Source organism: Stenotrophomonas maltophilia (assembly GCF_039555535.1).
In the GTDB taxonomy this organism is placed as follows: Bacteria; Pseudomonadota; Gammaproteobacteria; order Xanthomonadales; family Xanthomonadaceae; genus Stenotrophomonas; species Stenotrophomonas maltophilia_Q.
Genome location: NZ_CP154630.1, coordinates 197,670 through 222,680, shown reverse-complemented (window position 1 = coordinate 222,680; position 25,011 = coordinate 197,670). Strand labels below are relative to the sequence as shown.

Annotated in this window: 20 protein-coding genes and 1 riboswitch; of the genes, 11 read left to right on the top strand and 9 right to left on the bottom strand. The window is 67.0% G+C overall.

The features are described from left to right. Positions 1 to 69: 69 nt before the first annotated feature. A complete protein-coding gene (locus AASM09_RS00900; protein WP_005407628.1) occupies positions 70 to 387 on the bottom strand; it encodes a DUF4156 domain-containing protein in 318 nt (105 codons plus the stop codon). Positions 388 to 581: 194 nt separating this feature from the next. Further along, complete coding sequence (locus tag AASM09_RS00895; RefSeq protein WP_049429809.1) at positions 582 to 3,431, bottom strand: M16 family metallopeptidase; 2,850 nt, start codon at positions 3,429 to 3,431, stop codon at positions 582 to 584. 416 nt (positions 3,432 to 3,847) lie between these two features. Between AASM09_RS00895 and AASM09_RS00890 the strand changes: the two genes are divergently transcribed. Both AASM09_RS00890 and AASM09_RS00885 read left to right on the top strand, forming a co-directional pair. Continuing rightward, the gene (locus tag AASM09_RS00890; protein ID WP_005407626.1) at positions 3,848 to 4,324 is read left to right on the top strand and encodes a hypothetical protein; all 477 of its coding nucleotides are present in this window, start codon (positions 3,848 to 3,850) and stop codon (positions 4,322 to 4,324) included. Between the two features lie 69 nt (positions 4,325 to 4,393). Next, on the top strand, positions 4,394 to 4,873 hold the full coding sequence (locus AASM09_RS00885) for a tRNA (cytidine(34)-2'-O)-methyltransferase (protein WP_005407625.1): 480 nt from the start codon (positions 4,394 to 4,396) through the stop codon (positions 4,871 to 4,873). A 99-nt stretch (positions 4,874 to 4,972) separates the two neighbouring features. Here the strand turns inward: AASM09_RS00885 and AASM09_RS00880 are convergent, their stop codons facing one another. Continuing rightward, on the bottom strand, positions 4,973 to 6,136 hold the full coding sequence (locus AASM09_RS00880) for an acyl-CoA dehydrogenase family protein (protein ID WP_049429871.1): 1,164 nt from the start codon (positions 6,134 to 6,136) through the stop codon (positions 4,973 to 4,975). Between the two features lie 257 nt (positions 6,137 to 6,393). Between AASM09_RS00880 and AASM09_RS00875 the strand changes: the two genes are divergently transcribed. Both AASM09_RS00875 and AASM09_RS00870 read left to right on the top strand, forming a co-directional pair. After that, complete coding sequence (locus tag AASM09_RS00875) at positions 6,394 to 8,070, top strand: electron transfer flavoprotein-ubiquinone oxidoreductase (protein ID WP_049429810.1); 1,677 nt, start codon at positions 6,394 to 6,396, stop codon at positions 8,068 to 8,070. Between the two features lie 65 nt (positions 8,071 to 8,135). Next, positions 8,136 to 8,537, top strand: coding sequence for a c-type cytochrome (locus AASM09_RS00870; RefSeq protein ID WP_049429811.1), 402 nt, complete (start codon positions 8,136 to 8,138; stop codon positions 8,535 to 8,537). Here the strand turns inward: AASM09_RS00870 and AASM09_RS00865 are convergent. Next, positions 8,531 to 12,127 (bottom strand): ATP-binding protein, encoded by a 3,597-nt coding sequence (locus AASM09_RS00865; RefSeq protein ID WP_049429812.1) that lies wholly within the window; start codon positions 12,125 to 12,127, stop codon positions 8,531 to 8,533. The genes AASM09_RS00870 and AASM09_RS00865 overlap by 7 nt on opposite strands. Positions 12,128 to 12,201: 74 nt before the next feature. On the opposite strand from AASM09_RS00865, the gene AASM09_RS00860 reads away from it, so the two are divergent. The 7 genes from AASM09_RS00860 (at position 12,202) to pnuC (ending at position 20,976) form a co-directional block, all read left to right on the top strand. Beyond that, positions 12,202 to 12,840, top strand: a complete 639-nt coding sequence (locus AASM09_RS00860; RefSeq protein ID WP_343368702.1) for a response regulator transcription factor — start codon at positions 12,202 to 12,204, stop codon at positions 12,838 to 12,840. A 378-nt stretch (positions 12,841 to 13,218) separates the two neighbouring features. Continuing rightward, positions 13,219 to 13,989 carry a hypothetical protein gene (locus AASM09_RS00855; RefSeq protein WP_049429813.1) on the top strand — a complete coding sequence of 257 codons (771 nt, stop codon included), beginning with the start codon at positions 13,219 to 13,221 and terminating at the stop codon, positions 13,987 to 13,989. Between the two features lie 111 nt (positions 13,990 to 14,100). Next, positions 14,101 to 16,089, top strand: coding sequence for a peptidoglycan-binding protein (locus tag AASM09_RS00850; protein WP_049429872.1), 1,989 nt, complete (start codon positions 14,101 to 14,103; stop codon positions 16,087 to 16,089). A 246-nt stretch (positions 16,090 to 16,335) separates the two neighbouring features. Next, positions 16,336 to 16,743 (top strand): glycine zipper 2TM domain-containing protein, encoded by a 408-nt coding sequence (locus tag AASM09_RS00845; protein ID WP_049429814.1) that lies wholly within the window; start codon positions 16,336 to 16,338, stop codon positions 16,741 to 16,743. Positions 16,744 to 16,871: 128 nt separating this feature from the next. Beyond that, the gene (locus AASM09_RS00840; RefSeq protein ID WP_049429815.1) at positions 16,872 to 17,996 is read left to right on the top strand and encodes a phosphotransferase enzyme family protein; all 1,125 of its coding nucleotides are present in this window, start codon (positions 16,872 to 16,874) and stop codon (positions 17,994 to 17,996) included. 43 nt (positions 17,997 to 18,039) lie between these two features. Continuing rightward, a riboswitch (TPP riboswitch) is annotated at positions 18,040 to 18,135 on the top strand. A gap of 70 nt (positions 18,136 to 18,205) precedes the next feature. After that, complete coding sequence (locus AASM09_RS00835) at positions 18,206 to 20,395, top strand: TonB-dependent siderophore receptor (protein ID WP_049429816.1); 2,190 nt, start codon at positions 18,206 to 18,208, stop codon at positions 20,393 to 20,395. Between the two features lie 8 nt (positions 20,396 to 20,403). Continuing rightward, positions 20,404 to 20,976 (top strand): nicotinamide riboside transporter PnuC, encoded by a 573-nt coding sequence (gene pnuC, locus AASM09_RS00830; RefSeq protein ID WP_049429817.1) that lies wholly within the window; start codon positions 20,404 to 20,406, stop codon positions 20,974 to 20,976. Positions 20,977 to 21,078: 102 nt separating this feature from the next. Here pnuC and AASM09_RS00825 read toward each other — a convergent pair whose 3' ends face one another. The 5 genes from AASM09_RS00825 to AASM09_RS00805 all read right to left on the bottom strand — a co-directional run bounded on the left by AASM09_RS00825 (position 21,079) and on the right by AASM09_RS00805 (position 24,583). Continuing rightward, positions 21,079 to 21,495 (bottom strand): hypothetical protein, encoded by a 417-nt coding sequence (locus tag AASM09_RS00825; protein WP_370671978.1) that lies wholly within the window; start codon positions 21,493 to 21,495, stop codon positions 21,079 to 21,081. An 86-nt stretch (positions 21,496 to 21,581) separates the two neighbouring features. Further along, positions 21,582 to 22,556 (bottom strand): Dyp-type peroxidase, encoded by a 975-nt coding sequence (locus AASM09_RS00820; RefSeq protein ID WP_049429818.1) that lies wholly within the window; start codon positions 22,554 to 22,556, stop codon positions 21,582 to 21,584. A 121-nt stretch (positions 22,557 to 22,677) separates the two neighbouring features. Continuing rightward, entirely contained in the window at positions 22,678 to 23,046 is a 369-nt protein-coding gene (locus AASM09_RS00815; protein ID WP_010487140.1) for a VOC family protein, read from the bottom strand. Positions 23,047 to 23,114: 68 nt separating this feature from the next. Next, on the bottom strand, positions 23,115 to 23,882 hold the full coding sequence (locus AASM09_RS00810; protein WP_049429819.1) for a helix-turn-helix transcriptional regulator: 768 nt from the start codon (positions 23,880 to 23,882) through the stop codon (positions 23,115 to 23,117). Between the two features lie 125 nt (positions 23,883 to 24,007). Beyond that, on the bottom strand, positions 24,008 to 24,583 hold the full coding sequence (locus tag AASM09_RS00805) for an Ax21 family protein (RefSeq protein ID WP_004153562.1): 576 nt from the start codon (positions 24,581 to 24,583) through the stop codon (positions 24,008 to 24,010). Between the last annotated feature and the right edge of the window lie 428 nt (positions 24,584 to 25,011).

Below are 25,011 nucleotides of genomic sequence, written 5' to 3'. Positions count from 1 at the left end.
GCTATTCTATAACCCCCGGGGCCTTCACCGCATCTTTACGAATTCAGCCTTGCCCGTATGGTGAAGCGTTCAGCGCGGCGGGCACTGGAACGCAGCAAAGCGCTGGCTGCCATCGGCGGGGGCCGCGGCGGCCTGCACGGCATTGGCGCCGGCACTCGGAGCCTCGTTGCGGGCCAAGGTTTCCAGCTCTTCCTGCACGCGCAGCGGGTTGCGGTTGTAGAAACCGACCTTGCTCTTCACGGTCACCACCACCTCGCCCTTGGCAATGCAGCCGGCCGGAACCGGGCCTGCCGGCAGCACGCGGGTCGCCTTGCCGGCCGGTTCGATCGGCACCCAGGTACAGGCGGTGACGGTGAGCAGCAGGGAGGAAAGCAGCAGAACGCGCATGGGCAGATCCTGGAAGGGTATGGGGGGATTCTGCCTGAACAGCCTGAATCGGGGGTAGCCGGGGCGGAGCCCAGGTAGCGCCGGGCCATGCCCGGCGAGCGCACAGCTCGGCATGGCTGGCCGCTGGAAGGCCGCCGGGCATGGCCCGGCGCTACCACGGGAGACCTGCCCGCCGTGGCGGGCAGGCACGTCCCTTATTTCTTGACCGGGTTGCCTTCGGCATCGATCACGGTCACCTCGCCCAGGTTCAGCGCGCGCACGGCCGCTTCGGTCTGCTTGAGGTCACCCACCACCACCCAGGTCAGCGCCTGCGGCTTGATCTCGGCGGCGGCCTGCTGCACCTGCGCCGGGGTCATCGCTTCGATCTCGGCCTTGCGACGCAGCACGTAATCGTCCGGGCGCTTGAATTGCACGATCGAGCCGATGGTCGATGCCACCGCGCTGGCGGTCTCGTAAGCACCCGGCAGGCTCAGGGTCTGGATGTTGCGGATGCGGTTCACCTCGTCGGCGGTGGCCGGCTTGCTGCCATCGGCAAACGCGGCGATTTCCTTGCGCATTTCCGCCATCGCCGGCCCGGTCTTGTCGATCTGCACCGGCGCGCTGGCCATCCACGGACGCTGGCCCACCGAGTTGACCGCGCTGCTGCGTGCACCGTACGACCAGTGCTTGTCTTCACGCAGGTTCATGTTCAGGCGCGAGGTGAAGTCGCCGCCGATCACGCCGTTGGCGATGTCGAAGCGGGTCGAGCTGGCAGCGCTGGAGGGCGCCACCACCTGGCCGGCGAACAGGTTGGCCTGCACCGCGCCCGGCTGATCGATCAGGAACACGCGCGGACCCTTCGGCAGCGCGACGTCGGTGGCCGCCTTCACCTGCGGAGCGTCGCCACTGGCCTTCCAGTCGCCCAGCTGCTTGTCCAGCAGCGGCACGATCTCGGCCAGGGTGGTGTCACCGACCACGATCAGGGTGCCGTTCTGCGGGCGCAGCCAGTCATGGTGGAAGTCGACCAGGTCTTCGCGGGTCAGGCCGTTGATCGCCGCTTCGTCACCGCTGCCGGTGAACGGAATGGCATACGGGTGGCCCTTGCCGTACAGCAGCGGCGGCAGCACGCGCATCGCCACCGCACCCGGGTTGACCTTCTCCTGCTGGATGCCGGCGATCCAGCTCGCCTTGACCCGGTCGATCTCGCCCTGTTCGAAGCGCGGCTCGCGCAGCAGGTCGCGGTACAGCGCCAGCGACGGCGCCAGGTTTTCCTTCAGCGCCGACAGGTCCACGCTCATCGAATCCAGGCCGGCCGAGGCGTCCAGGCTCGCGCCCAGCGCGTCGGCGGCATCGGCAAAGGCCAACGAACCGAGCTTGCCCGCACCCTCGGTCATCAGGCTCATGGTGAAGTTGGCGGTGCCCGGCTTGCGGCCCTGGTCGGCACTGAAGCCGCCCGGGAACTGGTAGCTGAACTGCACCACCGGAATCTCATGGCGCTCGGCCAGGATCACCTGCGTGCCGTTCTTCAGCGTGGCGCGCTGCAGCGCCGGGAACTTCAACTGCGGGAACTCGCGGGTCTGCGGTACGCCGGCCTTGCGGTCGACCTGCTCCGGCAGGGTGCTGTACTTCGGGTCCACTGCAGGCACATTGAACGGCTTCGGCGCCTGGCTCGGGTCTTCCTTCAGTGCCACACGTTCACCCGGTGCGATCACCAGGGTGTGGCTGCCCTTGTCCAGCCACTGCGCGCCGAGCCGGCTCAGATCAGCGGCACTGGCCTTCTCGATGTTGGCCAGCGAGGTGCGGAAGCAGCCCGGGTCGCCGGTGAACACCGCGCACTCGGCCAGTGCGTCGGCCTTGCCGCCGAAACCACCGATGCGCTCAATGCCGCGGATGAAACCGGCGCGGGCACCGGTCTTGGCGCGCTCCAGCTCGGCCGCGGTCGGGCCCTGCTTGATCAGCCGGTCCAGTTCCTCGTCGATGATCTTCTCGACCTTGGCCGGGTCCTGGCCCTGCTTGACCGTCGCCATGATCACGAAGTTCGAACCCAGCTGCGAGGTCGACAGGCCCGACGCGATGCTGTCCACCAGCTTGTCCTGGTGCTGCAGGCGCTGGCTCAGGCGCGAGGACTTGGCACCGCCCAGCACCTGCGCGAACAGCTGCAGCTGATCGACCTCGGTGGTGCCGACCTGCGGCACGTTCCAGGCGCGGTAGATGCGCGCCTGCGGCACCTTGTCGGTCATCGTCTCGCGGGTATCGGCAGTGCGCTTGGCCACGTTCACCGCCGGCTGCGCCATGGTCGGGCCGGCCGGAATGCTGCCGAAGTACTTGCCGACCTTTTCCTTGGCGGTGGCCAGGTCGATGTCACCGGCCAGCACCAGCACCGCATTGTTCGGGCCGTACCAGGTGCGGAACCAGGTTTTCACGTCATCCAGCGACGCGGCGTTCAGATCGTTCATCGAACCGATCACGCCGTGGTGGTACGGGTGGCCCACCGGGTACATCGCCTTGTTGAGCTGGTCCCAGGCCTGCCCGTAGGGCTGGTTTTCGCCCTGGCGCTTCTCGTTCTGCACCACGCCGCGCTGCTCGTCCAGCGCCGCCTGGTCGATCGCGCCGACCAGGTGGCCCATGCGGTCCGATTCCATCCACAGCGCCATGTCCAGCGCGGTGGTCGGCACGTTCTCGAAGTAATTGGTGCGGTCGGTATTGGTGGTGCCGTTCTGGTTGGTGGCACCCACCTGCTTGAACGGCTCGAAGAATTCGCCGCTGTGGTTTTCGCTGCCCTGGAACATCAGGTGTTCGAACAGGTGCGCGAAGCCGGTGCGGCCGGCCGGTTCGTCCTTGCTGCCGACGTGATACCAGACGTTGACCGCGACGATCGGCGCCTTGCGATCGGTATGCACGATCACGCGCAGGCCGTTGGGCAGGGTGAACTGCTCATACGGGATATCGACCCTGGCCGGTGCGGCCGGCTTTGCCGCCAACGCATGGGAAGGCACAAGCGTGCCCAGGGCGGTGCTGAGGGCGACGGCCAGCAGCGCAGCGCGCGGGCGAAGGGCGAGAGACATATCCGGATCCTTGGTCACATAGGTGAACCCCGATCCTAGCGTGCGCACGCAATGGCAGGAATCGGTCGCCAGTCACTGGGGGTGTTTGCCCCGATTCGCCATCCGGGCAGCCGTCCCAGGCCGGCGTGGGAAGTCACATGCGCCCGCAGCAGGCGTCCGGACAGTGTCCGCGGTGCATCGAATGGACAGGTGTCCGCCCACCGGACACCTTTCTATCCAAAAAAAACCCTTGTAAATCAACAACTAAAAGTTGGCACGAGGATTGCTTGGTAGTTCCTGCGCCAGGAAGGGCTTCAGACAAAAGCTGACTGAAGACTGAACAAATGCGGGAAATCTAAAATTTTCCTTGCAAGCCCAGAATTGGTGTACTACTTTACTACCACACCACCGATCACCAACACTAAACAGGCCCCGTCATGAACGCCAAGACCATTGCCATCGCCATCGCCCTGATCGCCGGCACCGCGGTTGTTTCGTCGGTGCAGGCCTCCGAATCCATCAAGACCCTGTCTACCGTGCAGGTCCGCCCGGCCGCCGACCAGCTGGCCCAGCAGGCCTGGGAACAGGCCAGCGGCATCCCGACCCTGGCCACCGTGGAAGTGCGCCCGAGCGCCGACCAGCTGGCCGAGCGCAGCGGCTACGTCGCCGCCCCGGTCGCCGCCGCGATGCCGATCACCACCCTGGCCTCGGTGGAAGTGCGCCCGAGCCTGGAACAGCGCGTCGCCCTGGCCGCCGAACTGGAAGCCCAGCGCTACGCCGCCACCCTGGCCGCCGCCGCCACCAGCGTCGCCAACCAGGTGATCGTCAACCTGCCGGCCCTGCAGGTGCGTCCGAGCGCTGCCGACCTGCAGGCCCTGGCAACCGAAACCGCCCAGGTCCTGCTGCGCCCGTAAGCGGTGCCGCCCTGCCTCGCGCAGGGCGTGCGCCGTAAAGGCGGCGGCCGTCGCAGGTACACTGCGCCGATGAATGCCGCGCCCCAGTTCCACGTGATCCTGTTCCAACCGGAAATCCCGCCCAACACGGGCAACGTGATCCGGCTCTGTGCCAACACCGGCGCGCAGCTGCACCTGGTCGAGCCACTCGGCTTCGCACTGGAAGACAAGCAGCTCAAGCGCGCCGGCCTGGACTACCACGAGTATTCGCGCCTGCAGGTGCACCCCGACCTGGACACAGCGCTGGCGCGAATCGCACCGAAGCGGTTGTTCGCCCTGAGTACGCGTGCCAGCGTCCGCTATGACAGCGTGGCGTTCGAAGACGGTGATGCGTTCCTGTTCGGCCCGGAAAGCCGCGGCCTGCCGCAGGACGTGCTCGACGCCCTGCCTGATGGCCGCCGCCTGCGCCTGCCGATGCGGCCGGACAACCGCAGCCTCAATCTATCCAATACCGTTGCCGTGGTGATGTACGAGGCCTGGCGCCAGCACGGGTTTGCCGGCGGGGCGTGAAAGAAAGCAGCCGAGCATGGGCTCGGCTCTACACGTACGCTCCTTTAGAGCCGAGCCCGCGCTCGGCTCCCCCGTATCGCGTCCGGAAACCGGATAGCGTCAAAACGCGTTGATGCCGGTCAACTCACGCCCGATCACCAGCTGGTGCACGGTCTCGGTGCCTTCATAGGTGATCACCGATTCCAGGTTCAGCGCATGCCGGATCGCCACGTGTTCGGTGGTGATGCCGGCCCCGCCCAGCAGGTCGCGGCACTCGCGGGCGATATCAATGGCCATGCGGCAGTTGTTCCACTTGGCCAGGCTGACCTGCTGCGGCTGCAGCTGGCCAGCTTCCTTCAGGCGGCCCAGCTGCAGTGCCAGCAGCTGCGCGGTGGTGATGCGGCGGGCCATCTCGGCCAGCTTGATCTGCGCGCTCTGCGTGGCCGCCAATGGGCGGCCGAACAGCACGCGCTCCTTGGCGTAGCCCAGCGCCTCATCCAGGCAGGCGATGGCGGCACCGATCGGGCCCCAGCTGATGCCGTAACGGGCCTGGGTCAGGCAGCCCAGCGGGCCCTTCAGGCCTTTTACGTTCGGCAGGCGGTGGCTGTCGGGCACGCGCACGTCGTCGAAGAACAGCGCGCCGGTCAGCGACGCGCGCAGGCTCATCTTGTGCTTGATTTCCTGCGTGGTGAAACCGGCCATGCCTTTTTCCAGCACGAAGCCCTGGATGCCGTCCTCGGTCTGTGCCCAGACGATGGCCAGGTCGGCCACCGGGCCGCTGGTGATCCACATCTTGCTGCCGCTGATGCGCCAGTCGCTGCCGTCGCGCACCGCGCGGGTCTTCATGCTGGCCGGGTCGGAACCGCCGTGCGCCTCGGTCAGGCCGAAACAGCCGATCAGTTCGCCGCGGGCCATCGCCGGCAGCCATTGCAGGCGCTGTTCTTCGCTGCCGTAGGCGTAGATCGGGTACATGCACAGCGAGCTCTGCACCGACACGAAGCTGCGCAGGCCCGAGTCACCGCGCTCCAGTTCCTGGCAGATCAGGCCGTAGCTGACCGCACCGAGGCCACCGCCGCCGTACTCGGCCGGCAGGGTCGCACCGAGCAGGCCCAACGAGGCGATCTCCGGCACCAGTTCGTCGGGGAAACGTGCCTGGTCAAAGGCATCGCCGATGATCGGCAGCACCCGCTCGTTGGTGAAGCGGGCGACGCTCTCCTGTACGGCGCGCTCTTCCTCGTTGAGCAGGGAACGGACATCGAACAGATCGTACGGATGCAAAGCCATGGCACTCACACGCAGTCAGGACCCGGCCATTGTCGGTCATCCGGGCAGAGCGTGCCGACCAAGGTCGGCATCCACCAGAGCTGCGGCCCTACGCTGCATTGCAGCAATCCGGGTGTGAACATCGGCGATCTAGCTGGATCCGGCGCGTCCCGGTACCCTGACACATTCAAACAACCGTTTCGCCCGTGGCCGCACGCGCGATTCCCAGGCACCGCCGGTGGCCCCGATGCCGGCCCTACCCACGAGTCATGCAATCGATGAGCGCTGAAGCCAACGCCCTGCCCCCGCGTGAAGTAATGGAATTCGACGTGGTGATCGTCGGTGCCGGCCCCGCCGGCCTGGCCACCGCGATCCGCCTGCGCCAGCGCGCGATCGAAGCCGGCCGCGAGCTGTCGGTGTGCGTGCTGGAAAAGGGATCCGAACCAGGCGCTCACGTGCTGTCCGGTGCGGTGATGGACCCGCGCGCGCTGACCGAACTGTTCCCGGACTGGGCCGAGCGCGGCGCACCGCTGAAGCAGAAGGTCACCCGCGACGAATTCCTGTTCCTCAGCGAAACCGGTTCGCGCGGCACGCCCAACGCGCTGCTGCCGGAGTGCTTCCACAACGAAGGCAACTACATCATCAGCCTGGGCGAAGTGACGCGCTGGCTGGCGCAGCAGGCCGAGGCGCTGGAAGTGGCCATCTTCCCGGGCTTCGCCGCCGCCGAAGTGCTCTATGGCGACAACGGTGAAGTGATCGGCGTGGCCACCGGCGACATGGGCATCGAGAAGGACGGCAGCATCGGCCCGGCGTTCGAGCGCGGCATGGCCCTGCAGGCGAAGTACACGATCTTCGCCGAAGGCGCGCGCGGCCACCTGGGCCGCCAGCTGATCGCACGCTACAAACTGGACGAAGGCAAGGACCCGCAGGCCTACGGCATCGGCATCAAGGAACTGTGGCAGATCGACCCGGCCAAGCATGAGCCGGGCCTGGTGGTGCATGCCGCCGGCTGGCCGCTGGACAGCGACACCTACGGCGGCGCGTTCCTGTACCACGCCGACGGCGGCAAGGTCGCCATCGGCTACGTGGTCGGCCTGGACTACAAAAACCCGTGGCTGAGCCCGTTCGAGGAATTCCAGCGCTTCAAGACCCACCCGGACATCCGCAAGCACCTGGAAGGCGGCACCCGCATCGGCTACGGCGCACGCGCGATCACCGCCGGTGGCCTGCTGTCGTTGCCGAAGACGGTGTTCCCGGGTGGCGCACTGGTCGGCTGCGAGGCCGGCTACCTCAACGCCAGCCGCATCAAGGGCAGCCACGCGGCGATCAAGACCGGCATGCTGTGCGCCGACGCCGCGTTCGACGCGCTGGCTGCTGACCGCCAGCACGATGAACTGAGCGCCTATCCGAAGGCGTTCGAAGCCAGCTGGCTGTTCACCGAACTGCAGCAGGCCAAGAACTTCAAGCAGTGGTTCAAGAAGGGCCAGACCGTGGCCACGCTGATGACCGGCGTGGAGCAGTGGCTGCTGCCCAAGCTGGGCGTGCGCAACCCGCCGTGGACCCTGCACCGTACCCAGCCGGACCACGCCTGCCTGGAACCTGCGTCCAAGCACACCCGCATCGCCTACCCCAAGCCCGATGGCGTGCTGACCTTCGATCGCCTCAGTTCGGTGTTCCTGAGCAGCACCAACCACGACGAGAACCAGCCCAGCCATCTGACGCTGAAGGATCCGAGCATTCCGGTGAAGGTGAACCTGGCCGAGTACGCCGGCCCGGAAGCGCGCTACTGCCCGGCCGGCGTGTACGAGTTCGTTGGCGAAGCCGACAACGCGCGGCTGCAGATCAACGCGCAGAACTGCGTGCACTGCAAGACCTGCGACATCAAGGACCCCACCCAGAACATCGTGTGGGTGACCCCGCAGGGCGGCGGCGGCCCGAACTACTCGGGCATGTGATCGCCACGGGCTGCGACCGAGCGTCGCAGTCCATCGCTTGCCGCGCACCGCTATCCTGCCCGCCCATGCGTGCATCACTCCCGCTCATCGCTGTTGCCGTGGCCCTGGTCGCCACGGCCTGCCAGCGCCCGCCTGCAGCGCCCCCCACGCCGGAACAGGCGCACCAGCAGGCCATGCAACGCGCGTTCGAGTTGTGTGCCGGCTGCCACACCGTGCAGCCTGGCGGCATCCACCGCTTCGGCCCGAACCTGCACGGCGTGATCGGCCGTCGCGCCGGCAGCCTGCCCGACTACGGCTATTCCGACGGCATGCGCCGCGCCGACATCACCTGGTCCGCACAGACCCTGGATGCGTTCCTGCAGTCACCCACCCATGTTGTACCGGGCACACGCATGTACAACGCCTTCCCCAGCGCCGAACGCCGTGCGCTTGTGATCGCCTACCTGCAGCAGCAGTCGGCTCAGTGAGCCAGCCGCTGCAACTGCTGTTGCAGCCGCGCCACGAATGCCGCCACTGCGGCGAACAACGGCACCGGATCGGTCTCGGCCGCGTCCTGCAGGCGCTCGACCAGTGCATTGGCCTGCCCGGCCAGTGCCGTCGCCCCCACCGCACCCAATCCACCCGCCTGACGATGCAGGTGCAGCGCGGCAGCCTCACGGTCGCCGGCCTCCAGCGCGCGCTGCACAGCGGCCAGGTCACCTTCACTGGCCTGCAGCAGGCTGTCGCGCAACTGCTCGGCCACGGCCTGTGAACCGAAGCGCTGTCGCAGCGTGGCCAGGTCAGGCAGCATCACGCCGTCGGTGGCGGACTCCAGCACCGCCTCCTCGAACCGTTGACCCTGCGCCTGCGGCAACCAGCGCAACAGGGCCGCGCGCAGCGTCGCCAATGACAATGGCTTGGCCAGCACCTCATCCATGCCGGCTTCACGGCAACGACGCGCATCGTCGTCCAGCACGCTGGCGGTCAGCGCCAGCACGGCCAGCCGGGGTTGCCCGGTGCGTCCCTCGCGCTCGCGCAGAAGCCGGGTGAAGGCGAAACCATCCAGTACCGGCATACGGCAATCGGTAATGACCAGATCAAAGTGCTCCGATGCCAGGCGATCCAGCCCCTGCTGGCCATCACCGACCAGCACGTGCGGCACGCCCAGCTGCTGCAGCCGCCAGGCCATCATCGCCTGGTTGGTCGGATGATCCTCGATCACCAGCACGCGCGCCTGGCGCAGAGCCGACGGCAGCAGGGCAGCCTGTTCCTGTTCGGCAGCCAGCGCTTCAGCATCGGCAATGCCCGCTTCCACCAGCGATAGCCGTACCTCGGCGCAGGTACCTTCGCCGAGGGTACTGTGCAGCTCCAGCTCGCCCTCCATCATCTGCACCAGGCGATGGCAGATGCTCAGACCTAGGCCGGTACCACCATGGTCGCGCTGGATGTAGGCGCCGGCCTGGGTGAACGGCGCGAACAGGTGCTGCACCTGTTCGGGCGCGATGCCCATGCCGGTGTCGGTGACGCTCAGGCGGAGCGGTTGGCGGCCATCTTCGGAGGTCGGGCCCATCACCTCCACCTGCAGCCGCACTTCGCCGCTCGGGGTGAACTTGATGGCATTGCTGAGAAGATTGAACACGATCTGGCGCAGACGAACGCCATCCACTTCATGGGCCGCTGCCAATTGCGGATCGATCTGTACCTGCAACGCCAGGCCGCGCGCGCTGGCCTGTGCGGAGAGCAGGCGGCACACGCTTTCCAGCAACGGCCTCAGCGGTTGTGGTACCGGCTCCAGCCGCAATGCGTTGGCCTCCAGCCGCGAGTAGTCGAGGATGTCGTCAAGGATCTGCCGGAGCATCTGTGCCGAGTCCTCGATCACGCCAAGGATGCGCTTCTGCTCTGCATCCAGCGGTGAGTGCGCCAGCACTTCCAGCATGCCCAGCACGCCACTCATCGGCGTGCGGATCTCATGGCTCATGGTGGCAAGGAAACGGGATTTCGCCTCGGCCGCCTGCTCGGCCTCGGCCTTGGCTGCGGTCAGGGCATCGGCCTGCGCACGGGCCTCGCTGGCATCCACCCAGTAGCCACTCCAGGTCACCACTCCGGCCTCGGCGGCATAGGGTTGCGCCTGGGTACGCACCCAGCGCGGGCCTGCGCCGTCGCCACGCAGGCGGAATTCCAGCACGAGCGGTGCGAACTGGTGCGCGGCCTGTTCGACGGCCTGCAGGATGCGCGCGCGATCGTCCTCTTCAACACGTTCCAGCAGCATCCTGGCGTCCTGCTCGGCCTGCTGCCGGGTGATCCCGAACAGGGCCTGCAGGTCGCCGGCAATGAACGGGAAGCTGAGCGTGCCATCAACCTCGCGACGGGCCTGGTAGACCACGGCAGGCAGGTTGTCGGTCACTTCGGCCAGACGCTGCTCCAGGTGGCGCCGCCCGGCCACTTCACGGCGCAGGCGCCAGTAGCCGATGCCATGGACCAGCAGCGCGGTCAGCAGCACCAGCAGCAGTGGTACGCCCCAGCGCAGCGCACCGCTCCAGTTGATGCCGTTGCGGTACTCGACCGCCAACCAGTCACCGCGCAGCGCCTCGCGCTCGCGTGGAGTCATCTGCATCAACAGCCGGTCGAAGGTTGTGGCCAGGGCGGCATGGCGGCGCTCCACCGCCAGCACCAGCTGGTCGTTGAAGCCCGCCGGCGCAGCCACCTGCAGGCGGCCCGGGAAGCGGTCGCGCAGCAGATGATCAACCACGGCCAGATTGCCGACGTAGGCGTCGGCCTCGCCATCGATAAGTCGCTGCAGCGCCTGCTCCGCACTGCGCGCGGCGATGATCCTGGCCTGTGGCGCCTGCTGCAGCACGTAGCCACGCACGCGCTCGGGATCGGAAAGCAGCACGCGCTTGCCCTGCAGGTCCGACAGGCCCAGCAACGCCGCCCCGTCGTGGCGGCTGACGATCACGTTGGGCACGCTGATGAAGGGCTGGCTGAACACCCACTCCGGGCCCAGGTAGCGCGAATCGGCCGGAATGCCCATCACGGCCTGCACCTCGCCACGGCGCGCCTTCTCGCGTACCTCGAACCAGTCATGGCTGTTCTGCGGCTGCAGATTGGCACCGGCCTGCGTCAGCCGCTGCAGGTATTCGCTGGCCAGGCCACTGGGCCTGCCCTTCTCATCGGCGAACGACAGCGGCGCAGCGTTCGGTGCAAAACCGACCTTCAACGGCGTCTCCAGCACCCGCTGCTCGGCCTGGCTCAGGGCCAGCTGTGCCGAGGCCGACCACTGCGGCGGCGGCAGCCAGCGCCGCGCCAACGCGTCGCGCTGGGCCTGGCTGGTCGCGGCCAGGGCGACGTCCAGCGCTTCGGCCAACGGCTGCTTGCCGTTGGGAACCCCGAAATGCAGCCGCTCGGGAGGCAGATCACTGGGCCTCAGCAGCACCACGCCCTGCAGACGCTCACGCGCGATCAGCTCGTTGGCGACATAGGCGTTGCCGATATAGACGTCAGCTTTGTCGTCTCTGACCATCAGCAATGCCGCAAGCGAGCTGTTTGCGACAAGCTGCCGCGCGCGCGGGAAACGCGCGCGCACCTGCGGACCGGTCAGGAAATCCTGTTCGATCACCACCCGCAGGCCATCCAGATCGGGGGTATCGGAAGCGCGCAGATCGCCCGGTCGCCCCACCAGGGCCAGCGGCGACTCGCCATAGGCCGCGGTGTAGACCATGCAGCGGGTACGGTCGGCGCTCAGAGCGACGTTCATGACCACATCGATCTCGCCACGGCACGCCGCATCCAGCACGGATGTCCAATCGGGGTAACGACGGGCTTCGACCTTCACACCCAGATGATGGGCAAGAAGCGACAGATAATCCGGCCCCAGGCCAACCTGCTGGCCATCACGGAGGGACTCGAACGGTGGCCAGCCGCTGTCATACTGGCCCACGACGATGCTTGGATGGGCGGCGAGGTACTCGCGCTGCATGGAGCTGAGCGGCAACAGCCCAGGCACCGCCTGTGCCAGCGCCACGGGCAGCACCAGCACGGCCAGCAGCAGGACCAGCCCGCGAACAGCCCAGCTACGCATCGGCGTCGATCTCCTAGAATCCTGACAGGGCCGCGATGGTCGCGGTCCGGCTTGCCCGGTGGCCATACTAGAGCATGAGCTTGCGCATCATCATCGCAGACGACCACCCGGTGGTCCGTATCGGTACCCGCGCCGTCATCGAGTCGAGCGGGGTCGGCCGCGTGGTCGGCGAGGCCGACAGCGCGCAGGCGCTGATGGCCCTGCTCGGAAGCCAACCCTGCGACCTGCTGGTGACCGACTACTCCATGCCGGGCAGCCCACAGGCAGACGGCTTCGCCATGATCGGCATGATCCGCCGCCGCTACCCCGACCTGCCGGTGCTGATGCTCAGCGTCTCCAACAACCTGGCGATCCTGCGCATGGTGCTCGACAGCGGTGTGCTCGGTCTGGTCGACAAGAGCTCGTCGATGGACGAACTGCCGCAGGCCATCCAGGCGGTCTACCGGGGCCAGCCCTACATCAGCCGCAGCCAGCGTGAGCGGGTCGAGGCTGCGGGCAGCTGGCGCATGCGCGAGGGTGATGGCAAGCCCCTGTCACCGCGCGAAGTGGAAGTGCTGCGGCTGCTCGGCACCGGCATGACGGTGAAGGAAATCTCGCTGCAGCTGCACAAGAGCGTCAGCACCATCAGCCGGCAGAAGGGCGACGCCATGCTCAAGCTGGGCCTGAAGGGCGACGCCGAACTGTTCGACTACCTGCGCGACGGCAAGATCTGAGAACCAGATCACACTGTAGGGGCCTCTGTCACCGCCCTCTTTGACCGGCCGCCATTCTGTGCCAAGATGATCCGGCATGGGTTTTCAATGCGAGGTCGAAGGAATCGACCGGCTCATGTCCTCGCTCCCGTCCCTGGTGGATGGGGTGCGGTTTCCTGCCGGCCGTCTGGCCCGGCAACGCTGACCATGGAGAGGCGCATGCATCACCCCCCCGAGCTACGTTGGACCCTGCCGTTGCGGCCCCTGCGCGCATTCGCGGCGTGCCTGCTCGTCTCTCTTTCCGCTGCCGCCTGCAGCGCCGCCGATCCGGCCCCCTCGTCCTCCCAGCCTGGTGCCCCCGTGCAGGCTGCCGATGCGCCCCGACAGGATGTTGCCCCGATGCAGAACACCTCTCCCGACACCGCCGTCACCCCGCCCGACGCGCCGACCGTGATGTACTTCACCTACCAGGTGGACGGTGATGGCGCGACCTCCTACGAGGTACAGAACGGCAGCGTGGCGACCTTCTGGTTCGGCCACACTTTCACCCTCGACGGCACCACGTATTACACGGGTTTCTCCTGGGATACCCGCGAGCACTACGGCAAGCCGGGCGAGCAGTCACCGGCCGGCCCGGATGACCGCGCCAACCTCGCCGAGGCCACCTTCGTGCTGGCCGGCAGCGATGCGAACAAGCCCTGGAAGTTCCGTGGCCAGGAATGGACCATCGGCGCACTGGGCGCCTACGACAAGGCCGACGACGTCGATACACGGCGCAAGCCGCTTGAACACCGCACCGCCGACGGCCGCCTGCTGCTGGCGGTGCCAACCAGCAGCTTCGACCGTGGCATCAGCAGCACCGGCTACGCGCTGCTGCTGTTCAACCCCAAGCGCAGCGAAGACGACGTGGACAGCAAGGTCTGGCGCTATGTCGGCTCGGTGCGCACCGGCGAGGACAACAGTGCCGCCTGCGACGAGGGCAACGTGATGCCCTGCACCGACAGCGATGGCGAGCTGGCGTTCGCTGCCGACGGCAATGGCCTGCCGCGACTGACCGTGACCTTCAAGGGCACCACCATCGACGCCCCGGGCAAGACCCGTGCGCTGGCTGCCGGCGACGCCGTGCACTACACCTTCGACAGCGCGACCCAGCAGTACGTCGCGCCCTGATTGCCACCCGCACACGCGGGTTACCTGTTGACCGACATGTTCTTGACTCATGGATGAGTCCGGTTGGCGATTCGCGGCACGCGCCGCTCCATCAACCCCGAGGAAGACGTCATGGCACAGCATGACTACAGCAGAAAGGAAGTCCTGGACATCGTCGAGCAGGTCGCCCGGCACAAGGGCATTCCCGTCGATGATTTCATGCGCTTTGCGCACATCGAGACCGGCGGCACGTTCAACGAGCGCGCCCACAACACCTCGTCCGGCGCCAAGGGCCTGTTCCAGTTCGTGCCCGGCTCCGCGCGCCAGTATCACCTGACCGGCCACGAGTTCGACCCGACCCGCAACACCGAAGCGGCCGCACAGATGTACCAGGACAACCTGGACTCGATGGCACGCCGCAACGAACGCACTGGCCACCCGTACCTGTCCGGTGGCAGTACGCCGACCGGGCTGGACCTGTACCTGGCCCACCAGCAGGGCAGCGCCGGCTATGGCTCGGTGCAGACCGCAATCGCCACCGGAACCTTCGGCGTGGTGCGCAACGGCCATGGTGAAGAGATCAACATGCGCCGCAACGTGCTCAACCAGATCGGCTCCGATGCCAAAGCGCTCACCGGCCACACCCTGGCCGAGATGCGCGGCATGAACGATGGCGACCTGGCGCGCACCTTCTCCAGCTACTACATCCACAAGTACGCGGCGATCAGCATTCCGGAAAAGAACATCGCGCCGCAGACGGTGGCGTCGGGCCAGGGCCAGGCCCAGACCCCGGCAGCGGCCAGCGCCGCCGTGGCGGCCGGTGCTGCCACGCTGGCGGCGACCGCAACGGCTGCTGCCGCGCCGAAGCCGGGCATCGAACTGCAGGCGGCCTACGAGGCCGGCGTGAAGTACGATCACGTCAAGTACGCCATCAACATCCCGGGCCACGCGCTGTACGTACCGGGCAAGACCGGCAAGAACGTGGAGCAGGGCTACATCGACTGTTCCGGCTGGGTCGGCACGCTGCAGAACCGCACCATGGACGAGATCAACCAGAAGGCCGGGCATGCGGTGTTCAGCAAGGCCGATCGCATCGACCTGGGCAACCTGGGCTCCGGCGGCATCGTGCGCAAGGCATTCGACCAGTCCGGCGTGCTGCTTGACCGCGACGCGATCCTGAAGCCCGATGCGCTGAAGGAAGGCATGATCATCGGCCTGGATACGGCCAGGACCCGTCACGAGCATTGGAACGGCATCGACCACATCGTGATGGTGGTGCGCGACCCCAACACCGACAAGCTGCTGATCAGCCAGTCCACCGGCAGCAAGGGCGTGCACACCATGCCGGTGGAGGACTACCTCAAGCAGGTGAAGGAGCACCCGAACTGGAAGCTGTACGCCTCCGATCCGCTGTCCAAGGCGCGCGACCTGCTGGAAAACCGCACCCAGTCGCATGAGCAGACCCAGGGCAAGCCTGCCGCCGAGCACAAGGCCGCTGCCACGCCGCACGCCGAACTGTACAAGCAGGGCGCGCACAGCGAGGGCGTGCGCAAGGTGCAGGAGCAGCTGGGCCACCTCGGCTACGTCGGTGCCGACGGCAAGCCGCTGGTCGAGGATGGCCGCTTCGGCCGCAACACCGACGCGGCGGTGCGCCAGCTGCAGAAGGACAACGGCCTGGTGGCCGACGGCATTGTCGGGGTGAAGACGCTGGAGGCCATCAAGGAAGCCCGCGAACGGCCGTTGCTGAACGACGAGCGGCACCCGCGCAATCCATTGTTCATCCAGGCCAGCAAGGGTCTGGAACTGATGCCGGCAGGCACCTTCAAGGATCGCCATGCGCTGGAAAGCGCCGCTGCGGCCCTGACCAAGGAGGCGCATGCCGCCGGCCTGCAGCGCATCGACACGGTGGTGCCGAGCCCGAACGGTGAGCGCCTGTTTGCCGTGCAGGGCACGATCGGTGACCCCGCCGCCAGCCGCGTGGCGGTGGATACCCGTGCCGCCAGCGAGCAGAGCCTGGCGCTCAGCAGCGGTGCCGTGCAGGGCGCGCCGAACGTGCTGCACCAGCAGCAGGATGCCCAGCAGGAGCAGGCCCGGCAGGCACAGAAGGCGATGGGCGTCTAAGCCCGCAGCGCCTTGGGAGAGAAGGGAGGGCCACGTCCGCGTGGCCCTTTCCCTTTCTGCCAGCTGAGCGGCCGCAGCCGCTTTCAGCCTTGCTTCATGCCGCCTGCCGCTAGATGAATGCGCAAGCCGACCGGTGGACCAGGCAATGTTCCGGCAATGTTGGAACGCCAGCGTGGACACCACGGCAGCCGGGGCGCCCCGCGCCCTCCCTGCCCAGCGTGGCATGCACCTCACAGGAGAACGAACATGCTCAGTACTTCCACACTCAGCTTCCGTGGTCTGGCGATGGCGCTGGCACTGGTTGCCGGTGTCGCCGTGGTCAGCGATGCCAGCGCGATGTCGAGGAAGGACAAGCGCACCCTGGTCGGCGCCGTGGTCGGTGGCGTGGCCGGCAACCTGCTCTCCAACGGCGATCCTGCGGCCACCGTCGGTGGTGCCGTGGCCGGCGGCGCGATCGGCAACCTGACCACCTCCGACCGCCGCGACCGTCGCTATTACGACAATCGCTATTACGACAACCGCTACGACCGCCGCTACGATCGTGGCTATTACCGCAGCGGCTATTACGACCGTGGTGACGACCATCGCTGGCAGCGCGAGCGCTACTACGACAACCGCTACTACCACGACCGCGGCCGCCATCGCGGCTGGTAAGCGGCGCGGCGGCATCATCGCAGGTGATGCACGGACGGGCGGGTCGATGACCCGCCCGTTTGCGTTGGCCGTGGTCATGGCGTTGAATGCGCAGCCTTGGATGTGATTTTTCCCACTCGGGCTGCGGCATGACGTCTTCCTCCCACCGCGTGCAGGGCCTCAACAACGACGAGGTCGCTGCCGACTGGCCACCCATCAGCGCCGCGGACATCGCGTGGCTGGGTGCGCGCTACCCGCAGCTGGGCGAGCACAGCCAGGCCCGCTGGCACAGCCCGCGACCACTGTCGGCCGCCGCCATCGTCGACGGCGTGGACGGCGCGGTGTTCGTCAAGCGCCATCACCACAGCGTGCGCAGCGCGGCCTGCCTGGAAGAAGAACATCGCTTCATCGCCCGTCTCGCCGCAGGGGGCGTACCGGTGGTGCAGGTGCTGGCGGCGACCGATGGCCGCACGGCCGTTGAACACGGCGAATGGACCTTTGAACTGCATGCCGTCGGCGTGGGCGAAGACGTCTACCGCGACGCCGTGTCGTGGTCGCTGCTGACCGATGTCGCGCAGGCACGCGAGGCGGGCCGCATGCTGGCCACGCTGCACCGCGCCGCCGCCCGCTACCACGCGCCCCAACGCAGTACCCACCTGCTGGTCGCGCGCGACGATCTGATCCGCGCCGACGATCCGATCGCGGCAATCAAGTCAGGGTTGCACGAACGCCCCGGCCTGGCACGTTACCTCGCACGCATCCCATGGGAGGCGCAGCTGCAGCGCGACGTGCTGCCGTGGCACGCCGGCCTGGCCGCGCGCCTGCGCGACGAGCCGCGGCTGTGGGCGCACAACGACTGGCATGTGTCCAACCTGCTGTGGCGCGACGGGCAGGTCAGCACCGTGCTGGATTTCGGCCTGGCCTCGCCCACCAGCGCGCTGTTCGACCTCGCCACCGCGATCGAGCGCAACGCGGTGGCGTGGCTGGAACTCGAGCGCGGCATGGAGGCGATGCGCATCGATATCGCGCTGGCCCTGCTCGACGGCTACCGCCAGGTACTGCCGCTGTCTGCGGCACGCGTGCACCTGCTGGCCGACCTGCTGCCGATGGTCCATTTCGACTTCGCACTGTCCGAAGTGGAGTACTTCGAAGGCATCACCGGCTCCACCGCGAACGCGGACGTGGCGTGGCAGCCCTTCATGCTGGGGCACCCGGCATGGTTCCACAGCGCGCCGGGACAGGCACTGCTGCAGGCCCTGCACGCGGCAGCCTGAAGGGCGCCGGCTCGCAAATCCGTACTATTTGTAGTGAAATGGCCACCTGAAGCGGGGGTGCCTGGATCTGCCAGGCTGAGAGAGTCCCTTGGAACCTGATCCGGTTTGCACCGGCGTAGGGAGCTTTGAGCCGCAGCCACACCCCCGTCATGGGCCGGTGCACCTGCGCGCCGTCGCTTCGTCTCCCTTGTTGTCCGAAGACGAACCGAATGAACAGCTGCCTGCGCCCCACCCTGCTTTCCCTCGCCCTCTGCGCCGCGCTGCCATTGCACGCCAGCGAGGCCGATGCGTCCCCCGATGCGGCTGCCACCGGCGCCGAACGCTCGCCGACCGAACTGGCAGCGGTGCGCGTGCAGGCCGGCAGACCGAAGACCGATACTTCGCGCGTGAATGCCTTCGGTGGCGGCAGCTGGAAGGACACGCCGGCGTCGGTGAACGTGCTTGAGCGCGACTACCTCGATCGCCGCCAGGTGCGTTCGCTGTCCGAGCTGGCCAGCAACGATGCCTCGCTGGGTGATGCGTATGCGCCGGTGGGTTACTACCAGAACGTCGCCATCCGTGGCTTCGCACTGGACCCCGCCACCGGCTACCGCTTCAACGGACTGTCCATCGCCGGCGAACAGCGCCTGGCGCTGGAGAACGTGCAGTCGGTGGAGATCCTCAAGGGTGAAGCCGGCCTGGCCGCAGGCGTGATGGCGCCCGGCGGCATCATCAACTACATCGGCAAGCGCCCGGCCGAAGTGCGCACCGCCACGCTCGGTACCGATTCGGAAGGCTCGCGCTACGTCGCCGTCGATGTCGGCCACTGGATCACCCCGCGTTTCGGTCTTCGCCTGAATGCCGCCTGGGACTCCAGCAATTCCTATGTCGAGCACGCCGATGGCCGTCGCAACTTCTACTCGCTGGCGGCCGACTGGCTGATCGGCGAGCGCGGCAAGCTGGAAGTGGATGCCAACTACCAGACCAGCTCGCAGCGTTCGGTGTCCGGCTACCAGCTGCTGGGCGCACGCGACCTGCCGCGCGGCGTCGACCGCGAGCACCTGCTCGGCTACCAGCCGTGGCAGCGCCCGGTGGATATCGCCAGCACCAACATCACCGCCCTGCACACCTACGATTTCAACGACGCCTGGCAGTCGCGCGTCTCGGTCGGCCACAGCCGCTCGGTGATCGACGACAACGTCGCCTTCGCCTACGGCTGCTACTACGCCGTGCAATGCGCCGATGGCAGCGTGCCAGGCAACTACTTCGCACCCAACGGCGACTACGACATCTACGACTACCGCAGCCCGGACGACACCCGACGCAACCAGCAGGCCCGTGCCGAGCTGCGCGGTCGCTTCGAGACCGGCAGCGTCGGCCACCAGCTGACCGTCGGCGCCGACTACTTCCGCCGCACCGTGGACAAGCGCCCCAGCGTCAACGAGTACGTCGGCACCAGCAACATCCACGAAACGCCGGTGCCAGTGTTCGAGCCGTCGCCGAAGATGCCAGGCCCGTCCGCACGCCGCCTGGACAGCCGCCAGACCGCGTTCTTCGCGCTGGACCGGATGAGCTTCGGTGATGACTGGCAGTGGCTGGCCGGTGGCCGCTTCGTGCGCCTGGACGAGCGCGCCTACGACAAGCGCGGCACCCCGCAGCGCCACAGCCGCCTGTCGCGCTTCCTGCCACAGACCGCCGTGGTATGGAAGGCCACCGACCAGCTCAACGCCTACGCCAGCTACGTGCGTGGCATTTCGTTGGGCCAGGAAGCGCCGTTCTGGACCAGCAATGCCGACACCTTCCTGCCGTCGGTGCAGTCGCGGCAGCTGGAAGTGGGCGTGAAGTACGTGCCGGTCGAGGCGCTGACCCTGGGCGCGGCGGTGTTCCGAATTTCGCAGCCGTACCAGTACGCCAAGCCCGACAACAGCGACGTGGGCTACACCTTCGTCGAGGAAGGCACCCAGACCCACACCGGCCTGGAGCTGACCGCCGACGGCCAGCTGACGGACGCATTGCAGATCGTGGCCAGTGCAAGCCTGCTGCAGGCGCGTGCTCGCGATACCGGCACGCCCACCTATGAAGGCCATCAGCTGGTGAACGTACCGAAGGTTCGGGCCAGTGTGCACCTGGCCTATGCGCTGCCCTTCGTGCAGGGTCTGGACGTGACCGGTGGCTGGCGCTATGCCGGTGCCAACGTGGCCCGCGCCGACGGCGGCGTGCGTGCACCGGACTACTCGGTGTTCGATGCCGGCCTGCGTTTCCAGCATCGCCTGCACGACCGTGCAGTAACCTGGAACCTGTCGGTGGACAACGTGTTCAACCGCTTCTACTGGCGTGATACCGGCAGCAGCGGCGGTGACTACTACCTGTTCCCCGGCGCGCCTCGACAGGCCCGCCTGTCGGTGACGTTCGCGCTGTGAGCGGCGTGATGCTCGAGTGGACCGCCGCCCTTTGCAGCATCCTCGGTGTCTGGCTGATGGCCCGGCGCCGGCTGGCGGCGTGGCCGGTGGGCCTGCTGTCGGTGACGCTGTACGGGCTGGTGTTCGCCGAGGCCAAGCTGTACTCGGACACCCTGCTGCAGGTCGCCTTCGGTGGCTTCCTGGTCTACGGCTGGCTCAACTGGCGGCAGCATGCCGTCGATGAGGGCAGCATCCGCATCGTGCCGCTGGCGCGCGGCAAGCTGCTGCGCGACCTGGCCATCGGCCTGTGTGGTGGCGTGGCGCTGGGAGCCGGCATGCACACCTTCACCGACGCCGCGCTGCCGTGGCTGGACGCGATGCTGACCGCACTGAGCCTGGTTGGCCAGTGGTGGCAGGCGCGACGCCACGTGGCCTGCTGGTGGGTGTGGATCGGGGTGGACGTGGTCTACGTGGGCGCGTACCTGTTCAAGTCGCTGCACGTGACTGCCGCGCTGTACGTGTTCTTCCTGGGCCTGGCCGTGTTCGGCCTGCGTGCATGGAGCGCGGCCGCACGCGAACCGCAGGTGGCGCCGGTTCGTTGATGCGGATGGCCGGGCTGGGCACCGGTAGTCGCCAACCTTGGTTGGCGCGTGCGTGCCGACCAAGGTCGGCATCTACCCAGCACATTCACGCATGGCGTGGATCTACTGGGTAAGCAGCAGGCCCAGCCGCAGCGGCTGGCGCATGTCCGCCGGCGGGGCTGCCTGCAACGGCGCGGCCTGCAGCGTCGCGCGCAGGTCTGCGTCGACCTGGGCATCACCCAGGCTGTCGAACTCCAGCTTCGAGATGCGGCCGTCCGCCGCAATCCACAGGCTCACCGGCAGCGGCGTGGGTGTATCCGGGTGTGCACGCAACCACTCCACCACGCGCTGCGCCTGCGGGTCCTGCTCCTGCTGCAGGCGCTGCTGCAGCTGGCCCCCCACGGCGGCGGCATAGGCCATCCAGTGCGCAGGGGCCTCCTGCGCGGAAACGCTGGCACTCCCCAGTGCCAACGCGCCGAACAACGCGGCCAGCGGCCGCCACCAGCGCCGCGCGCCGGTCCCGTTCCCAGTCCTGACCATCGCCAGCCTCCTGCACTCCCATCCAGCGCGCCATGGTCGGCGCCATAGATGACAGGCAGATGGCGGGCCGTGATGGCCCGGCGCGATCAGTCGCCAAGGTCGGCCAACACCTTGCGAGAAGGCGCAAAGAAGGTCACGCCGGTAGTGGCGGTGGAGAAGTCGAGGATGCGGTCGTGCAGCGGCGCGGGATTGCCGATGAACATGCGCTCGAGCATCTTCTCGATCACCCACAGGCGGCGCGTGTAACCGATGAAGTAGGTGCCGTACTCGCCACGGCCCGGGTTGGCGAACGGCATGTTGTCGCGCAGGATCTCGTGCTCGCCGTCGGCGTCTTCAATGGTGCACAAGGTCTTGTGCGACTTCTGCGCATCCGCCGGTGCGTCATCCAACTCGATGTTGTCGTGCTTGGTGCGGCCGATGATCGCTTCCTGCGCCTCGGTCTTCTGAGCGCGCCACGCATCGAGGTTGTGCAGGTACTTCTGCACCACCACGTAACTGCCGCCGGCATGCTCCGGGTCTTCGTCACCCACGATCGTGGCTTCCGGCAACGACAGCCCTTCCGGATTGGCGGTGCCGTCGACGAAATCGAGCAGGTCGCGGCCATCGAAATAGCGGAAACCGGCTACGTCATCGACCGCTTCCACCGCATCGCCGAAGGCCATCAGCAGGTTGCGCTCGAACGCCACGATCAGGTCCATGGTGCGTGCGCGGATGTGATACAGCAGGTCACCCGGCGTGGAAACAGCGGTATGGGTCGCGCCCTTGATCTCGCGGAAGGGCTTGAGCTCGCGCGGTGGCGTGGTGCCGACCAGCGATTGCCATACGCGGTGGCCGATGGCCACGTTGCAGGTGAAGGTGCGCTCGATCTCGCGGATGGCGGTGTTCTTGATCAGGTCGTCGGTGCTGGCCAGCACCTCGCGTGCCTTGGCGATCGACGCTTCGTCGTCCTTCACCTTCAGCACCAGGAACGCCGCCGAATGGGTCAGTGGCGCAGTGATCTGCTGCGGCTCGTTGTCGAGCGTGTGGTTGAGGGCGGTGATCGGTGCGGGCTGGGAGTTCACGGCGGTTCCTGCTGGCTTGAGGCGGGCGCATCGCGTGGCGATGTGCGGGCGATCATAGCGGAACCACCTGACCGGGGACGGAGCGGTTCTCGTTCCGTCCACCAGCGAAGGTACGAAGACCTCAATCCACATCACTCCAGACCGCCAACTCGTAGCCATCCAGATCGCGGAACTGGAAGCGGCGGCCACCAGGAAACGCGAACACCGCCTGCACCACCTCGCCCCCAGCGGCAGTCACACGCTGCTGTGCATCGGCTAGGTCCGCGCAGTAGAGGATCACCAGCGGCCCGCCGTGGGCACGCACCGGCGCGTCGGCCACGAAGCCGCCTTTCAGGCGGCCATCGTCGAACTCGGTGTAGGCCGGCCCGTAGTCGGTGAAGTGCCAACCGAACACCTCGCCGTAGAAGCGTTTGCTGCGGGCGATGTCGGCGACGTTGAATTCGATGTTGTCGATGCGGCGTTCGGCATCGTGAGGTGCGACGTGGCTCATGGCGTGGCTCCGTGGTGGGAGCCCCAGCTTCAATCAACGTGGCATCGCGGTCTTGAACGAAACGGCCATCATTGGCCCCATTCCAGGCGCAGCTCGCGTGCTGTCATGCTGGCAAGCTCACGTGCCTCGCGGCTGAGATGGGCCTGGTCGGCATAGCCGGCCTCGGCGGCCAGCATCGCCAGCGAGTGCTGCGGCAGCGCACGGCTGTGGCGAAGAAAACGTTGCAGGCGCAGGATCCGCTCCAGCGTCTTGGCGCCGTAGCCGAACTGCGACTGGCTGAAGCGCCGCAGGCTGCGCGGACTCAGGCTCAGGCGTGCCGCCAGCGCATCCAGCGTGGCGTCACCAATGGCGAGCGCCTGGAACAGGACATGTGCCCGCTGCGCCGGGGTATCGAGCGCGGACGCACCCATATGCTGTTGCAGGCAGTGCGCCATCCGCTGCAGGCGCTGTGCAGGCGCGGTGTCACCAATGGAGGCCGCCGCCTTGCTCGCCCACGCGCCCTTCAGATCGGCCAGTGGCACGGCCTGGCCGATGATCTCGGCCAAGGGCAGGCCCAGCGCGGCCAATGCCTGGCCGGGACGGAAGCGTGCCCCCAGCACCTGCGCACCGGGTGCCAGCGCCGGGTGCGCGGCCACGCGATCCGGGCCGACCACGAACAACGCACCGTCGCGCCAGAGGATATCCACGCAACCATCGGGCAGTACGGTGATGTGCCCATCGGCATCGGCAGGAAGCTGGCTCTGCCACAGCTGACCAAAGTGGCCGCGCAGCGGCGCAGGCGCCGGATGCTCCTGGTAGGCCGTGCCAGTACCTGCGAGGGGGGAAGGGTCGCCCATGCCGCATTGTGGCGCCACAGGGCCCATAAAAGTGAAGCCCGGCGCGAGGCCGGGCTTCGGTTGGCGTGTGGGAGAGAGAGAGAGAGTCACACGCCAGAACAACACGCACTAACGACAGGCGTTTGTTACCAGGTGAAGCGCGGGCCCACGAACCACTCGCGGTCGCCGGCCTTGGCCAGCTTCACTTCGCCACTCAAGCCCCAGTTCTGGTTGAACTTGGCGGTGGCGCCCACGCGGCCGTAGAACTCGCCGTCCGGGTTGTAGCCGTGCTTCTTGCTGAAATCTTCGTAGCCGGCCATCACGTAGCCTTCCACGTACGGGTTGAACGCGGTGCGCACGCCCACTTCGGTGGAGTAGCCGTTGAAGTCCAGGCCACGCTTTTCGTCGTACTTCTGGTACGCAACACGGGCCACCAGGTCGGTGTTCGGTGCGATGCCGTAGTTGTAGCCGACACCCAGGCGCCACTGGTCGACGTCATTCTTGAACTTGTCGGTCTCCTGCGCGCTGTAGTCGCCGAAGATGTGGAAGTTCGGGTGCACCGCCACGGAACCCTTCACCTTCCAGCCATCGGCGTCGCCGCCCTTGGCATCGGTGTTCACGTAGCCGCCTTCAACGTAGTTGTACGACAGGCCATCGGTCGCCGATGCAGCGAACGGCAGAGCAGCCAGAAGACCCAGGGCGAGCAGCGAATTCTTGTTCATCGGGACACACCTTTAATTATTTTGGTTTCGTCGACCGCCTCCCGGGAGGGGGAGAGAGAGGAGGCGGTCGACAGGTGTGAATTATCCGTTAGGGGGTCTAATCGACCCTGAATATTGAACTGACTGGTGTATAAATAAGGCTGGCGTTCAGGGAACTCTGCATGGCACCGCTTAGCCACGTGCCCATAGTTGGGCACTTGAACACCAACTATGGGAACACATCGGCGTCCCAACTATGGGAACACTCTCGGGCACCGACTAGGGGTACGCCCCGAGTAGCCTGGGCGAGTGGCACTGAGACCAAGAAGATCTAGGCGTGAATAGCCCTGAGGCTCACTCAGACCTTCCGCTCAGATCGCCGGCAAGGCCGCCGACGCGCTGCGAGCCAGCAGGCCCACCCGACAAAGAAGACGGCAAAAGAAGCGATA

Coding starts and splice junctions, on each gene's coding strand:
- AASM09_RS00890 (WP_005407626.1), top strand. CDS start 3,848: ATGAACGCCAAGACCATTGCCATCGCCATCGCCCTGATCGCCGGCACC.
- AASM09_RS00895 (WP_049429809.1), bottom strand. CDS start 3,431: ATGTCTCTCGCCCTTCGCCCGCGCGCTGCGCTGCTGGCCGTCGCCCTC.
- AASM09_RS00840 (WP_049429815.1), top strand. CDS start 16,872: ATGACGTCTTCCTCCCACCGCGTGCAGGGCCTCAACAACGACGAGGTC.
- AASM09_RS00850 (WP_049429872.1), top strand. CDS start 14,101: ATGGCACAGCATGACTACAGCAGAAAGGAAGTCCTGGACATCGTCGAG.
- AASM09_RS00900 (WP_005407628.1), bottom strand. CDS start 387: ATGCGCGTTCTGCTGCTTTCCTCCCTGCTGCTCACCGTCACCGCCTGT.
- AASM09_RS00810 (WP_049429819.1), bottom strand. CDS start 23,882: ATGGGCGACCCTTCCCCCCTCGCAGGTACTGGCACGGCCTACCAGGAG.
- AASM09_RS00860 (WP_343368702.1), top strand. CDS start 12,202: ATGAGCTTGCGCATCATCATCGCAGACGACCACCCGGTGGTCCGTATC.
- AASM09_RS00880 (WP_049429871.1), bottom strand. CDS start 6,136: ATGGCTTTGCATCCGTACGATCTGTTCGATGTCCGTTCCCTGCTCAAC.
- AASM09_RS00855 (WP_049429813.1), top strand. CDS start 13,219: ATGCAGAACACCTCTCCCGACACCGCCGTCACCCCGCCCGACGCGCCG.
- AASM09_RS00825 (WP_370671978.1), bottom strand. CDS start 21,495: ATGGTCAGGACTGGGAACGGGACCGGCGCGCGGCGCTGGTGGCGGCCG.
- AASM09_RS00885 (WP_005407625.1), top strand. CDS start 4,394: ATGAATGCCGCGCCCCAGTTCCACGTGATCCTGTTCCAACCGGAAATC.
- AASM09_RS00805 (WP_004153562.1), bottom strand. CDS start 24,583: ATGAACAAGAATTCGCTGCTCGCCCTGGGTCTTCTGGCTGCTCTGCCG.
- AASM09_RS00815 (WP_010487140.1), bottom strand. CDS start 23,046: ATGAGCCACGTCGCACCTCACGATGCCGAACGCCGCATCGACAACATC.
- AASM09_RS00845 (WP_049429814.1), top strand. CDS start 16,336: ATGCTCAGTACTTCCACACTCAGCTTCCGTGGTCTGGCGATGGCGCTG.
- AASM09_RS00870 (WP_049429811.1), top strand. CDS start 8,136: ATGCGTGCATCACTCCCGCTCATCGCTGTTGCCGTGGCCCTGGTCGCC.
- pnuC (WP_049429817.1), top strand. CDS start 20,404: ATGCTCGAGTGGACCGCCGCCCTTTGCAGCATCCTCGGTGTCTGGCTG.
- AASM09_RS00865 (WP_049429812.1), bottom strand. CDS start 12,127: ATGCGTAGCTGGGCTGTTCGCGGGCTGGTCCTGCTGCTGGCCGTGCTG.
- AASM09_RS00835 (WP_049429816.1), top strand. CDS start 18,206: ATGAACAGCTGCCTGCGCCCCACCCTGCTTTCCCTCGCCCTCTGCGCC.
- AASM09_RS00875 (WP_049429810.1), top strand. CDS start 6,394: ATGAGCGCTGAAGCCAACGCCCTGCCCCCGCGTGAAGTAATGGAATTC.